Source organism: Negativicutes bacterium, from assembly GCA_018052945.1.
Taxonomy (GTDB): Bacteria; Bacillota; Negativicutes; order JAGPMH01; family JAGPMH01; genus JAGPMH01.
In genome coordinates this window covers 1-13,207 of the sequence record JAGPMH010000040.1, presented here as the reverse complement: position 1 = coordinate 13,207, position 13,207 = coordinate 1, and the positions used below count along the sequence as shown (strand labels likewise).

Here is a 13,207-nt window from a genome sequence, read left to right as displayed (position 1 = left end):
TTAACTCAAATAGTGCGGAAATTGAGTTAGCGAAAGCTAATAAAGAAAAGATGGAAAAACTATTTTCATTAGGGGCAATTAGTAAAAATCAATATAACCAAGCGGTTGAAGATTATAATAAAGCACTGGCGATAGCTCCTTCAGAGCATATTGTAGTCAATAATACTAATGTGGCTGTAAAAGATACGCTGCTAGAAACGGCAACAATTCAGATTAGGCAATTAGAGTCAGCGATGGAAGGTTTGAATTTCACTAATAAATTTTCTGAGATTATTGCACCAGTTGCAGGTAAAGTTAAATTAATGGATATTGAGCCTCAACATAATATTAAAGCTGGCGATACTGTGATGGAAATAATAGCAGATGAAAATATCTTCATAGAAGCATCGGTTGTACAAAATGAAAAAATAAAAATTGGGCAGTATGTTGAATGTTATTTTAATAACAGTGCTTTTATTGAAGGAACTATTGCCGATATTACAACAGTAACAGATGATAAGGAGCGAAATGTAATGTTAATTAAAATTATTTTGCCGAAAGATAAATTGCGTGACTATGAAGTTGGGCAGATGGCAAAAGTAATTGTTCATTTATAAGGTATGAGGTGTAAAATGCAACGTAGTATAACAACGGATTTACAAAATTTATTTAGCTATGCTTTTATTGAAAGAGTACCATATCATTTTATTGTTCCGAAAAAAAATAATTATTTAGAGTTAGCAATTTCAGAACGACATAATTGTTGTCTAAGTTGTAATAATAATTTTATTACTACATTCAAAAATGATACTAATGTGTTTATTACTAAAGATAAATTGGCTAAACAAGAGAGTATTTACCAAACACTAGGGCTAGAATGGAACAAACCTAATAAAGGTGAAAACTATATTTATCGACAAAATGGCTTTTGTCAAGAATGTTTTGCTAAAGAATATAGTAAATTACCGGCACAACAAGAAGTTTATAAGATGGCGAAAGATATTTTTGATGCTGATATTGCGTTAATAAATGATGCTAAAGAATTGATGACAGAAACGATAAAAAAATGGTTAAGTGGCATAGAGACATTAGATGACGTTAAAAATTTAGAGTTAAATACGTATTTGGATATTAGAAATTACTTGTTAAATCTATGTAGTAATGATTTTTCTATAAATGAGTTGTTAACTAATTATGAATATGATATTACTAATAAAATTGCGTTGTTAAAGGGAAAATTAACGTTGTTAGAACAAGATAAATTGAATTTATTTGTGCAAATTGATAATTCCGTTTATGAATCTTTATCAGATGAGTTATATAATGAATATACTGTTTTAATGCCAACAGAAAACTCCACCGGATATTTTTATTATAATTTTTCGATATCAGTTGATAAAATTAATTTATTTTTAGAGCAAGAACGAGTGGGAAATGTTTTTGAGTTAATAAATGAAGTTGGTTTTTCTGATATTTGGGTAGAGTGGTTTTTGGAATATGTAACAACTTTAAATAAATGAGGTTGACTATGAATAACATTAAAATACAAACACCAGCCGAAGGCTTTTTAGATATAAGTATTGAAATAAAAAAATTTGTTAGGGAAAGTGGTGTGGTAAAAGGTCTTTGTAATGTTTATATTCCACACACCACTGCTGGCATAACTATTAATGAAAATGCTGATCCTGATGTTGTAACTGATATGTTAGAAGGTCTTGATAAAATTGTGCCTAAATTGAAGTATCGTCATTATGAAGGAAATACTATTGCCCATATAAAAGCTAGTTTAATGGGTGCTTCTATTAATATTCCGATTGATAATGGTGTATTATGCTTAGGTCAGTGGCAAGGAATATATTTTTGTGAATTTGATGGACCGAGAACACGCTCTGTTTATGTTAATATAATAAGTTAAAAAATAAGCTCTCGATTTTTCGAGAGCTTATTAAACAGGAGAAACTATATGGACTATACTGTAATTTTGAATTTGATCTTGGTACTAACAATAATTATTATTACCAGAATTAGTTTAAAAATAAACAATACTAATAATAATTTGTTGCAACAAATTAATTTACTAGAAAAAAAGATTTTTGATGAGTTTTCTAGAAATCGTAATGATAATCTTGTTAATCAACGTGAATTACGTGAAGAAGTAAACCGAAATATTAATATTTTCAATGAAAGTATTATTAATAGAGTAAATGAAAATACTAAAATTCAATTAGACTTGCTAAATAGTTTTGCAAATCAATTACAGTCTTTGACCCAGATTAATGAGACAAAGCTGGATAAAATGCGTCAAATGGTAGAAACGCAACTTAAAGAATTGCAACTAGATAACAATTCTAAAATAGAAGAAATGCGGAAAACTGTTGATGAAAAGTTAAATACTACATTAGAACGTAGATTAGGTGAAAGTTTTAATATGGTTAGTGCCAGATTAGAACAAGTCCACAAAGGTATTGGTGAAATGCAGTCTTTGGCAAATGGTGTAGGCGATTTAAAACGCGTTTTAACAAATGTTAAAACGCGAGGAATTTGGGGAGAAATTCAATTAGGGAATATCTTAGAGCAATTACTAACAATTGATCAATATGAAAGTAATGTTAATACTAATCCTCATACTAAAGATCGTGTGGAATTTGCCCTGAAATTACCTGGAAAGTCGGTTGAAGTTGACAATATATGGTTGCCGATTGATGCGAAATTTCCACAAGAAGACTATCAAAGATTACTTGATGCTCAAGAAAAAGCTAATATTGAAGAAATTGATAAGTATACTAAGGCTTTAGAAAATAGAGTTAAATTAGAAGCAAAAACTATTGCGGAAAAGTATATTTGTTTACCTTACACTACTGATTTTGCAATTTTATTTTTACCAACAGAAGGTCTTTATGCAGAAATATTAAGAATACCATATTTATGTGATTTACTTATTAGAGAATATAAAATTATTATAGCTGGACCGACAACTTTATCGGCCTTATTAAATAGTTTGCAGATGGGCTTTAGAACTTTAGCAATAGAAAAAAGAAGTTCTGAAGTATGGGAAGTGTTAGGAGCGGTAAAAACGGAATTTAATAAATTTGGACAGTTGCTAGAAAAAACCCATAAAAAATTACAAGAAGCTAGTAACTCCATTGATACTGCTGCTAAAAAAACCAGAAATATTGAGCGTAAACTAAAAAATGTTGAGGAAGTTTCAGCAGAAAATAGTGAAAAATTATTAAATGACTAACAAGAAAGTGAGCTGGAAAATGAATAATTTTTTTTCGCAATTAAAAATTACTCATGCTACTAGTAAAAAAGCTAGAGAGTTTTTGCGCTTCTTAGGGCCAGGCTTATTAATTACCGTTGGTTTTATTGATCCTGGTAATTGGGCCTCTAATATTGCCGCTGGTGCTGATTATGGCTACTCCTTATTATGGATGGTAACTTTGTCAACAATAATGTTAATTGTGTTACAGCATAATGTAGCACATTTAGGAATTGTAACCGGATTATGTTTATCAGAAGCGGCAACCTTGTATTTAAAGCCATGGATATCGCGTAGCCTGTTAGCTTCAGCGGTTCTTGCAGCTATTGCTACTGTGCTAGCAGAATTATTAGGTGGTGCGATAGCCCTTAATATGTTGTTTCATCTACCAATAAAGATTGGGGTAGTGTTAACGGCAATCTTTTGTTTATATTTATTATGGTCTAATTCATATAAAAAATTAGAGAAAATAATCATCGGATTTGTTTCATTAATCGGCATTGCTTTTTTAGTGGAATTATCAATGGTAAATTTAGATTATAGCAAAGCTTTGGCTGGTTGGGTAACACCGAGTTTTCCGTCAGGCTCTATTCCGGTAATAATGAGTGTTTTAGGTGCAGTGGTAATGCCCCATAATTTATTTTTACATTCAGAAATTATTCAAAGTCGCCAATGGAATTTAGCAGATGAGAATATTATAAAAAAACAATTAAAGTATGAATTTATGGATACACTATTTTCAATGGGGGTTGGCTGGGCGATTAATAGTGCTATGATTTTAATTGCAGCAGCTATTTTCTTTAGTAATAATGTTGAAATAGCCGAATTGCAACAAGCTCAAGTTATGCTAAAACCATTACTAGGTGATAGTGCTGCGATTATTTTTGCGATAGCATTATTGTTTGCAGGAATTGCTTCGACCATCACTGCGGGAATGGCTTCAGGCAGTATATTTGCAGGTATCTTTAAAGAAAGTTATAATATAAAAGATAAGCACACTAGTTTAGGCGTTATTTTAACATATTTTTGTGCGGTAATAATCTTGTTTTTTATCGATAATCCATTTCAGGGATTAATTTATTCGCAAGTTGCACTTAGTATCCAACTACCATGGACAATTTTTCTGCAAATATATTTAACATCTTCGCCGAAAATAATGGGTAAGTATGCTAATAATCGTAGACAGAAAATAATTTTAGTGCTTATTGGAGCAATTGTAGCAGTATTAAATATTATGTTATTAAAAGATATTTTAGGCTTATAAAAAAAGAGAACATCAATTGATGCTCTCTTTTAAAACTTTATTTAAAACTTTATTTAATACAATCTTCACGCCATAAGCAATCAAACTCTTGGCAAGAGCTGTCCCCACAGGAAAAGCAAGGAGTATTATTTTCTTGAGTTTGAATGGTTTGAATTAGTTGTGTTTTATTCATTTTTTTGGGGGTAATGCCCATGTTTTTCGCAATTTGTTGAACTTCTTTTAAAGTCATTTAAAACACTCTCCTTATATATAATTTATATACTAATTCTAGATGTATTTTAAAAATCCTTCCATAAAGTTCTAGTTTATGATAATTCTATAATAAAAATTGTAAAAATAAGTAATGGAACAATTGTGATGATTGTAATTATTGGTTAAAAATTATATAATTGATTAACTTGGGTATGAATACTTGTCTACCCGCAAAGGAGTCTTTAAGTATGAAAGCAATAGTATTATTATCTGGTGGCCTTGATTCTACGGTTTGTATGGCTGTAGCAAAAGAGCAAAACTGCGAGCTATATCCGCTAAGCTTTAATTATCATCAGCGCCATAGTGTGGAATTGGATAGTGCTAAAAGTGTAGCGAAACATTATAATGTAAAAAAACATTTCATAATAGAAACTAATATGAATGAGTTTGGAACAAGTTCCTTGACGGATCTTGATATTGATGTTCCGACTAATAATATTACAGAAGCGAAAATCCCTAATACTTATGTCCCGGCACGAAATTTGATTTTTTTGAGTTATGCTTTAGGGTATGCTGAAGCAGTAGGTGCTGATAGGATATTTATTGGAGTTAATGCCGTTGATTATTCTGGTTATCCTGATTGTCGACCGGAATTTATAAAATTATTTCAAGATTTAGCGGATTATTCTACTAAAGCAGCAATTCAAGACAATAGAAAAATTAAAATTGAAACTCCTTTAATTAATTTAACAAAGAAAGAAATTGTTTTGTTAGGTAATAGTTTAAAGGCACCATTACAATTAACACATAGTTGTTACAGTGGTACAGATAAAGCCTGTGGAGTTTGTGATAGTTGTTTGTTAAGATTAAAAGGCTTCGAGGAAGCTGGTATTAGTGATCCAATTAAATACAAATGAAATAAATGGAGTGAGCTTATTGAAAGATGTTCAAAACAAACTTGATGATAGAGGCATTGCAATTCAAAAGGTAGGAATTAATGATGTTTTTTTGCCTTTTTTAATAAAAACAAAAAATGGTTCGTTTCAATCGGTTTTAGCGAAAATAAAACTAACTGTTGATTTACCACACCAATATAAAGGAACTCATATGAGTCGTTTTGTGGAAATACTGAGTGAGTGGAGTCAAAAGCCGGTTGGCTCTAAAGAGATGGAGCAAATTTTACATGATACAACGGAAAAGTTAGAAGCTAATTCTGCTCATTTACAATTGCAGTTTAAATATTTTATTGAAAAAGAAGCACCGGTCAGTGGGCTGAAAAGTTTACTTGACATTGAGTGTGTGTTTAAAGCTAACTATAAAAAGAATAAAAAACTTGATTTTACAATGGGTGTAAAAGTTCCAGTTACGTCATTGTGCCCTTGTAGTAAAGAAATTTCAGCGTTTGGTGCACATAATCAACGGAGTATTATTAATGCAAAAATTAAATATCCGCATGAACAGATCATTTGGATTGAAGATTTAGTAGCAATGATAGAAGGGGAAGCTAGCTGTCCTATTTATCCCCTATTAAAGCGCGAAGATGAAAAGTATGTTACAGAATTTGCATATAACAACCCAAAATTTGTAGAAGATATTTTACGAGATTTGGTATTAAGCTTTAGAACTTTACAAAGTTTAGTTTGGTTTGAAATAGAGTGCGAAAATTACGAGTCAATTCATAATCATAGTGCTTATGCCAGTCACGTAGAGTTTATTGATTAGGTTTAGGAGCTAAGATGAAGAAATTAATAATAAATGCTGATGACTTTGCTTTGCATCATTCGGTAAACAAAGGTATTATAACTGCTAGTGAAGAAGGAGTTTTAACAAGTACTTCTATTATTCCTAGTGGAGCTTTTTTTGACGAGGCTGTTAAAATGGCAATATTAAACAAAAAAATCGGCATTGGAGTTCATTTAACACTAGTACATGAAAGACCGATTTTACCGATAGCAAAGGTAAAAAGTTTAATAACTACAAAGAATTTATTTCACAACAATTATCTTGAGTTTATAAAAAAAATGCTTAATAATGAAATAAATTATCAAGAAGTTTATGCTGAGTTGTCAGCCCAAATAAAAGCAGTTCAAAAAACTGGGATTACAATAACCCATTTAGATAGCCATCAACACTTACATATTTTACCGAAAATTACTGATATCGTTTTGCAGTTAGCGCAAGAGTATAATATAAAAAGTATTAGAATTCCGGACGAAGCGTTGTTTTTTACCGGTGGTTATCCATGGACTGTTAATCGCATGATTGGACGCACAGGATTGTCAATCTTAGCGAAAATGGCTCGACTTAAAATTGGTAAAAAGCTCTTTATGCCGGACCATTTTTTTGGAATGCTAGCCGGAGGAAATATGAAGGAAGAGTATTTATTGCAGATTATAAAAAATCTTCCTGCTGGTATTACGGAAATCATGATGCATCCTGCCGAAAGCGATTTTGAAATGAAGAAGCATTATTATTGGGATTATTGCTGGCAAGATGAATTGAAGGCATTGCTTAGTGAAAGAATTAAAAAAGAAATTAAAGCACAAAAAATCGAACTTATTTCTTTTGGAGATTTAGTTAATGAATAAATTTTACAAACGGATTTTTTGTCTGATAATGCTCATTGGCATCATATCGGGTTCAGTTATATATTTCACAGTAGACATAAACACTTTTAGCAATTTATATTCCTTTAAGCCTTGGTCGATTTTTGCAGCGATATTAGTCTTGGCGATTGGCTTAATTTTGGATGGGACTAGATTAATGCATTTGGTTAGAATATCCAACGAAGATATTAAGTTTAGTCAAGCTGTTCAGGTTGTTTTTGGCAACTATTTTTTAGCATTGTTAACCCCTGGTGCTACGGGTGGAGCTGTTGCGCAATTAATCTTTCTGCGCAAAGCTGGCATACCAACGGGAAAAGCTACGGTTTTTGTTATTGTTCGGACGTTGGTTTCTATTTTTTTCTTATTATGTTGTATGCCAATAATTTTTTACTTTGACAATAATTTGTTGCCATGGCTGTCCCAAGAACAATTAACTATTATTTCTATTGTTGTAATTATTGGAATAATGTTATTGGTCGGAGCTTTTAAAACGACGCTACCTAGCTATTTGGTGCTGAAATTAACAAAGCGCTTTAGTTATCAAAGACGCCGGAGTGTGTATGCCTTTTATCGAGACTTAAGAGCCGCAGTATTATTGTTGTCGGCCGCACCGTTAAGTATGCTGAGGGTCTTTTTTGAGTCGGGCTTAAGTTTAATTGCCCTTTATAGTGTAGTACCGATTCTTTTTTTAGGCCTTGATGCTAATGTAGATTGGCTATTAGTGATGGGAAGAATGTGCTTTTTAAATATTTTACTTTACTTTGCACCAACACCAGGAGGATCGGGAATTGCTGAAGGCGGATTTGTGTTGTTATTTGGCGATTTAGTGCCAGCCGGAACGGTAGGAATTGCTGCTGTTGTTTGGCGCATAATTGTTGAATATCTTCCTTTTACAATTGGGTTTTACTATACGGTTAAAGTTTTTGGTAAAGATTTTATCAGCAAACAACTTAAATAGTTTGAGAGGTAGAAAGTGTGTTTAATAAAAAAATATCAATAATTTGTTTATTATTGCTAAGTGTATTTGTAATGTTTTTTAATTTAGGTTCAGTACCATTACTAGATCCTGATGAACCGGTTTACGCTGAAAGTCCCAAAGAAATGTTAGCAGCGGGAGATTTATTATCACCAAAAATTTATGGTTATTATTGGTTTGATAAACCACCGATGTATTATTGGTTAGTTGCTGGTAGTTATAAGCTCTTTGGTATTAATGATTTTGCAGCAAGATTTCCTTCGGCAATTTTAGGCATTGTTTTAATTTTTACAGGATATTATTTTGCGAATAAATTTTTCAATGAAAAAGTTGCAATGTATAGTGCACTGATATTACTGACCAGTGTTGAATTCTTTTATCTTAGTAAAGCGGCGGTTACTGACATCACTTTAACGCTATTTTTATCGGTCGCATTGTTTTTATTTATGCAAAAAAAATATTATTTATTTTATATTTTTGCCGGACTGGCAACCTTGACTAAGGGGCCAATAGGAATTATTTTTCCGGGATTTATAATTTTACTTTATTTATTAATAACACGGAATTTTACTGAAATTAAGCAAATGAAAATACCAACAGGTTTTATTTTGTTTTCGATAGTGGCTTTTCCATGGTATGTTTATATGTATCTAACGCATGGTAGTATTTTTATCGAAACCTTCTTAGGTTTTCACAATATTACTCGCTTTACTTCACCGGAACATCCAAGTGGGGTATTGTGGTATTATTACATTCCTGTTTTATTAATAGGGTTTTTCCCTTGGTCAACTATAATGGTTCAAGCTCTTTATAAATCATTAACTAAAGCTAAGGAAAAATACAATGAATTATTATTTTTAAATATTTGGGTATTTTTTATTTTTATTTTTTTTAGTATTTCACAAACAAAATTGGTATCATATATTTTACCGCTGTTTCCACCATTAGCAATTATCACAGGCTGGTTTTTACAGCAAATACAACAAAATTATTATCACAAAGCTAAGCAAGTCGGTTGGTTAAGTTTGAATTTGGTATTAAATGGTCTGTTTATTGCCGCTTTATATTTTAATATCAATCAGTTGCCTGGTTTAGAAACCAGTGTTATAATTATTGCTAGTGTTTTATTATTAAATTTGCTGATTAATACTTCTTTTATTTATAAAAATAAGTTTAATTATGCGTTTGTCAGCAATGTTATCATGATGATAGTTATAATAGCGACGTTATATGGAATTACCTTTGGTGCGATTGCACCACAATTTGCCAGCAATAATTTGGCTAAAGAATTTATTAACCATTATGATCAAAAAAGTCCAATTTATGTATCAAAATTTTTAAGACCGGGCTTTTCTTTTTATAGTAACTATTATGGTGAAGAATTGTTTTTTAGCAAAAACAATATTCCTGATATCGAAGCATTATTAACAAAACAAAATCAATCTTATTTTGTTTTGCGTGATATTGATTATGAGAGAATTCCGGAACAGACTCGACAAAAATTATTGTTAGTAAAACAAGTCGATAATAAATTTATTTATAAATATATAAAAAACGGGGAATAGGTGCATAACTTTATGCTTAATAGGGAAGTTCGGTTTGATACCGACGCGGTCCCGCCACTGTATTGAGGAGAATATCTATATTGTGCCACTGGTTTACCGGGAAGGCTTAGGTATTTGATGATTTTAGCCAGGAGACCTACCTATTCTGACACACCGCTAATTTTAGTTTGCTAAAATTTGTACCTACGGAAGATAGGCAGGTGGTAATGAAAAATAACGGAGTACCGATTGTTTTTTGCTACCTCCTGCTATAAGCAGGAGGTTTTTTTTTGGATGAGATGCGCTGTGGTTATACAACGGGCTCGTGTGTTACGGCAGGTGTTAAAGCTTGTTTATTAGCCTTTAATGGAGAATATCCCAATAATGTTATTATTAAATCACCACAAGATGCAGATATTGAAGTTCCTATTTTTAGTGTTATAAAAACTGAAAATGGTTATAAGGCAATTGTTATTAAGGATGCTGGTGATGACCCTGATATAACCAATGGTATTGAAATAATTACGGAAGTTAAGGTTAAGGAAAATTCTCATAATGGTCTAAAAATAATAGCAGGTGAAGGTGTAGGTATTGTTACTAAACCAGGGCTGGAGATTTTACCGGGAGAGCCGGCTATTAATAAAGGACCAAGAATAATGATAGAAAAAGCAGTGGCAGAATTTATTAATACTGACACTATTTTTTGTGAAATAATTGTTAGTATTCCGAAAGGGAAAGAGTTAGCAAAGAAAACTTTAAATCCAATATTGGGAATTCAAAACGGCTTGTCGATAATTGGTACTTCTGGAGTTGTTAGACCAATGTCAGAAGAGGCCTTTAAAAACTCTTTATCGCCACAAATTAGTGTAGCAAAAGCTTTAGGTGCTGAGACAATTGTTTTAGTTCCTGGTAAAATTGGTCAAGATATTGCCATTGAAAAATATAAATTCGATCCTAAGCTTGTTATTCAAACCAGTAATTTTATTGGTCATATGTTAGAATGCACTGTTAAAAATAATATAAAAAATGTGATAGTGTTGGGGCATTTAGGTAAGTTGGTAAAAATGGCAAGTGGTATCTTTCATACACATAATCGGATTGCTGATGCTAGACTGGAAACACTAGCGGCATATTTAGCATTATTAGGGGCAAATCAAGATTTGATTAGAGCAATATTAAATTGCACTACTACCGAAGCGGCCATTCCCTTAATTGAGAATGCAAAATTGAACGAAGTTTATAATATTTTGGCACAGCGAATTAGCTTGAGAGCAGAACGCTACACTTTTGGTGAATTAAAAGTTGGCAGTATTATTGTTACGCTTAAAGGAGACCTTTTAGGGTATGATGAACAAGCTCAAGTATTAGGAAGGAGCTTAGGATGCAAAATAAAATAATTGTAGTGGGAATTGGTCCTGGTTCGCCAGATTATCTTTTGCCGATAGCCCTAAAGAAGATTAAAAATGCGAAAGTATTAGTGGGAAGTGCCAGAGCGCTTAGCACTTATGGACAAGAAGGTATTAAAAAATATAATATAACTGGTGATTTAACTGCGGTAATGACTTTTATTGAAGAAAACTTAAGGTCAGCTGATGTGATAGTATTAGTTTCCGGTGACCCCGGCTATTATAGTTTATTGCCAGCACTAAAAAGAACTTTTAGCACTGTTGAAATTGAAGTAATTCCTGGAATTAGTTCAATGCAAGTTGCTTTTTCGCGAATTAAAATCGCTTGGCAGGAGGCGACACTATTAAGTTTTCATGGTCGAATCCCTAGCCCAGAACAAATCGAGTATATTCCTGAAAAAGTTTTAGGAATGCTAACTGACAATACCTATAATTCAAAAAAAATTGCGGAGATTTTACTGGAAAATAATTGGCCAAGTACTTCACAAGTTTGGCTTTGTGAAAAGCTATCTTATGATGATGAAAATATTGTTAATATAAGTTTAGCGGAAGTAATACAATATAAAGAAATAAAGCATTGTATAATGGTGGTGAAATAATTGCATTTTATAGGAATAGCAGATACTGAGTTTATTCGTGGAAATATTCCGATGACGAAAGAAGAAGTTAGAATTTTAACGTTAGCGAAAGCTAAGATTAAAGCTGATGATATTATTATCGATATTGGTGCAGGAACAGGTTCTTTATCGATTGAAGCGGCGTTATTAGCACCGAATGGAAAAGTTTTTGCATTGGAAAAAAATCTTGAAGGAATTGATTTAATTAAGAAAAATGCAGAAAAATTTCAAGCTAACAATATAACAGTTATCAATGCTTATGCTCCAGAAGGAATGGCTGATTTACCGCAAGCAGATGTTATTTTTATTGGCGGAAGTGGAAAAAATCTACAAGCAATAATTGACCAATCAGCGTCATTACTGAAAAAAAACGGTAAAATCATTGTTAATGCAGTTACAGTGGAAACAATATATAATGCTTTAACTTACCTACAAGCAAAACATTATAAAGTTGAAGCTTTTTCGGTAGGGATAAATAGAATTAATAATATAGGAACTTACAATATGTTTCAAGCGTTAAATCAGATTACTATTATAGTTTCGGAAAAAATGTAGAGGAGATTTGAGATGCAGATTTATTTTATTGGGGCAGGTCCGGGAGATCCGGAATTAATTACGGTAAAAGGTCAAAGAATATTAGGAGAAGCGGATATTGTTATTTATGCCGGTTCGCTCGTTAATCCAGCATTATTGTCGTTAGTAAAGCAGGGTGCGCAAGTATATAATAGTGCCTCAATGACATTAGCAGAGGTTATAACTGTTATGCTAGAAGGTGTACAAAACAATAAAATGGTTGTAAGGTTACACACTGGTGATCCTAGTATTTATGGGGCAATTCAAGAACAAATGGATGAGTTAAATAAACATAATATTGAATATAAAGTTATTCCAGGAGTTAGTTCATTTTTAGCGACCGCAGCGGCCTTAAAACAAGAGTATACATTGCCTGATGTTTCACAGACTGTTATTGTAACAAGAATTGAAGGACGTACGCCGGTGCCGGAAAAAGAAAGTTTGGCAAGCTTAGCAAGTCATAATGCTACAATGTGTATTTTCTTAAGTGTACATATGATTGAAGAGGTAGTAACTGAACTTATTAAAGGCGGGTATACTGAAACTACGCCAATTGCTATTGTTCAAAAAGCTTCTTGGCCGGAGGAAAAAATAGTTAGAGGAACTTTAGGTGATATTGCACAAAAAATTAAAGAAAATGATATTATGCGTACAGCAATGATAGTTGTAGGTCAATGTTTAAATACAAGCTACTCTTTGTCTAGATTATATGCCCCGGAGTTTGCTCATATGTATCGCGATGCTTCAAAATGAGTACAGCCATTATTTATCTGACAGGCAAGGGTGGAGCT

Annotated in this window: 15 protein-coding genes and 1 riboswitch; of the genes, 14 read left to right on the top strand and 1 reads right to left on the bottom strand. The window is 32.2% G+C overall.

Annotation, left to right across the window (positions count from 1 at the left end; all coding sequences use genetic code 11):
- From KBI38_06615 to KBI38_06595, 5 genes are all read left to right on the top strand, one after another.
- On the top strand, nt 1-596 hold a 596-nt coding region (locus KBI38_06615; protein ID MBP8629728.1), incomplete at its 5' end, for an HlyD family efflux transporter periplasmic adaptor subunit.
- A 15-nt stretch (nt 597-611) separates the two neighbouring features.
- Entirely contained in the window at nt 612-1,499 is an 888-nt protein-coding gene (locus tag KBI38_06610; GenBank protein MBP8629727.1) for a hypothetical protein, read from the top strand.
- Nucleotides 1,500-1,507: 8 nt separating this feature from the next.
- Nucleotides 1,508-1,894, top strand: a complete 387-nt coding sequence (locus tag KBI38_06605) for a secondary thiamine-phosphate synthase enzyme YjbQ (protein ID MBP8629726.1) — start codon at nt 1,508-1,510, stop codon at nt 1,892-1,894.
- 48 nt (nt 1,895-1,942) lie between these two features.
- Complete coding sequence (rmuC, locus tag KBI38_06600; protein ID MBP8629725.1) at nt 1,943-3,220, top strand: DNA recombination protein RmuC; 1,278 nt, start codon at nt 1,943-1,945, stop codon at nt 3,218-3,220.
- Between the two features lie 19 nt (nt 3,221-3,239).
- Nucleotides 3,240-4,502, top strand: a complete 1,263-nt coding sequence (locus KBI38_06595; GenBank protein ID MBP8629724.1) for an Nramp family divalent metal transporter — start codon at nt 3,240-3,242, stop codon at nt 4,500-4,502.
- A gap of 49 nt (nt 4,503-4,551) precedes the next feature.
- Here KBI38_06595 and KBI38_06590 read toward each other — a convergent pair whose 3' ends face one another.
- Complete coding sequence (locus KBI38_06590) at nt 4,552-4,731, bottom strand: SAP domain-containing protein (GenBank protein ID MBP8629723.1); 180 nt, start codon at nt 4,729-4,731, stop codon at nt 4,552-4,554.
- Nucleotides 4,732-4,942: 211 nt separating this feature from the next.
- Between KBI38_06590 and queC the strand changes: the two genes are divergently transcribed.
- The 9 genes from queC (at nt 4,943) to cobM (ending at nt 13,169) form a co-directional block, all read left to right on the top strand.
- Nucleotides 4,943-5,611, top strand: coding sequence for a 7-cyano-7-deazaguanine synthase QueC (gene queC, locus KBI38_06585; protein MBP8629722.1), 669 nt, complete (start codon nt 4,943-4,945; stop codon nt 5,609-5,611).
- A 19-nt stretch (nt 5,612-5,630) separates the two neighbouring features.
- The gene (locus KBI38_06580; protein ID MBP8629721.1) at nt 5,631-6,416 is read left to right on the top strand and encodes a GTP cyclohydrolase I FolE2; all 786 of its coding nucleotides are present in this window, start codon (nt 5,631-5,633) and stop codon (nt 6,414-6,416) included.
- A gap of 14 nt (nt 6,417-6,430) precedes the next feature.
- Nucleotides 6,431-7,282, top strand: coding sequence for a ChbG/HpnK family deacetylase (locus KBI38_06575; protein ID MBP8629720.1), 852 nt, complete (start codon nt 6,431-6,433; stop codon nt 7,280-7,282).
- On the top strand, nt 7,275-8,258 hold the full coding sequence (locus tag KBI38_06570; protein MBP8629719.1) for a flippase-like domain-containing protein: 984 nt from the start codon (nt 7,275-7,277) through the stop codon (nt 8,256-8,258). The genes KBI38_06575 and KBI38_06570 overlap by 8 nt, the downstream gene beginning before the upstream one ends.
- Nucleotides 8,259-8,329: 71 nt before the next feature.
- Nucleotides 8,330-9,841: a glycosyltransferase family 39 protein gene (locus KBI38_06565; GenBank protein ID MBP8629718.1), complete on the top strand. Its 1,512-nt coding sequence runs from the start codon at nt 8,330-8,332 to the stop codon at nt 9,839-9,841.
- A riboswitch (cobalamin riboswitch) is annotated at nt 9,823-10,000 on the top strand. (Overlaps the previous gene by 19 nt.)
- A 119-nt stretch (nt 10,001-10,119) precedes the next feature.
- Entirely contained in the window at nt 10,120-11,217 is a 1,098-nt protein-coding gene (gene cbiD, locus KBI38_06560; protein ID MBP8629717.1) for a cobalamin biosynthesis protein CbiD, read from the top strand.
- Complete coding sequence (cbiE, locus tag KBI38_06555) at nt 11,202-11,825, top strand: precorrin-6y C5,15-methyltransferase (decarboxylating) subunit CbiE (GenBank protein ID MBP8629716.1); 624 nt, start codon at nt 11,202-11,204, stop codon at nt 11,823-11,825. The genes cbiD and cbiE overlap by 16 nt, the downstream gene beginning before the upstream one ends.
- 51 nt (nt 11,826-11,876) lie before the next feature.
- Nucleotides 11,877-12,398 (top strand): precorrin-6Y C5,15-methyltransferase (decarboxylating) subunit CbiT, encoded by a 522-nt coding sequence (gene cbiT / locus KBI38_06550; GenBank protein ID MBP8629715.1) that lies wholly within the window; start codon nt 11,877-11,879, stop codon nt 12,396-12,398.
- 12 nt (nt 12,399-12,410) lie between these two features.
- Nucleotides 12,411-13,169 (top strand): precorrin-4 C(11)-methyltransferase, encoded by a 759-nt coding sequence (gene cobM, locus KBI38_06545; GenBank protein ID MBP8629714.1) that lies wholly within the window; start codon nt 12,411-12,413, stop codon nt 13,167-13,169.
- Nucleotides 13,170-13,207: the final 38 nt, after the last annotated feature.

Excerpts from the sequence above, each read along its gene's own strand:
- KBI38_06610 (MBP8629727.1), top strand. The coding sequence starts at position 612 with ATGCAACGTAGTATAACAACGGATTTACAAAATTTATTTAGCTATGCT.
- KBI38_06605 (MBP8629726.1), top strand. The coding sequence starts at position 1,508 with ATGAATAACATTAAAATACAAACACCAGCCGAAGGCTTTTTAGATATA.
- rmuC (MBP8629725.1), top strand. The coding sequence starts at position 1,943 with ATGGACTATACTGTAATTTTGAATTTGATCTTGGTACTAACAATAATT.
- KBI38_06595 (MBP8629724.1), top strand. The coding sequence starts at position 3,240 with ATGAATAATTTTTTTTCGCAATTAAAAATTACTCATGCTACTAGTAAA.
- KBI38_06590 (MBP8629723.1), bottom strand. The coding sequence starts at position 4,731 with ATGACTTTAAAAGAAGTTCAACAAATTGCGAAAAACATGGGCATTACC.
- queC (MBP8629722.1), top strand. The coding sequence starts at position 4,943 with ATGAAAGCAATAGTATTATTATCTGGTGGCCTTGATTCTACGGTTTGT.
- KBI38_06575 (MBP8629720.1), top strand. The coding sequence starts at position 6,431 with ATGAAGAAATTAATAATAAATGCTGATGACTTTGCTTTGCATCATTCG.
- KBI38_06570 (MBP8629719.1), top strand. The coding sequence starts at position 7,275 with ATGAATAAATTTTACAAACGGATTTTTTGTCTGATAATGCTCATTGGC.
- KBI38_06565 (MBP8629718.1), top strand. The coding sequence starts at position 8,330 with ATGTTTTTTAATTTAGGTTCAGTACCATTACTAGATCCTGATGAACCG.
- cbiD (MBP8629717.1), top strand. The coding sequence starts at position 10,120 with ATGCGCTGTGGTTATACAACGGGCTCGTGTGTTACGGCAGGTGTTAAA.
- cbiE (MBP8629716.1), top strand. The coding sequence starts at position 11,202 with ATGCAAAATAAAATAATTGTAGTGGGAATTGGTCCTGGTTCGCCAGAT.
- cbiT (MBP8629715.1), top strand. The coding sequence starts at position 11,877 with ATGACGAAAGAAGAAGTTAGAATTTTAACGTTAGCGAAAGCTAAGATT.
- cobM (MBP8629714.1), top strand. The coding sequence starts at position 12,411 with ATGCAGATTTATTTTATTGGGGCAGGTCCGGGAGATCCGGAATTAATT.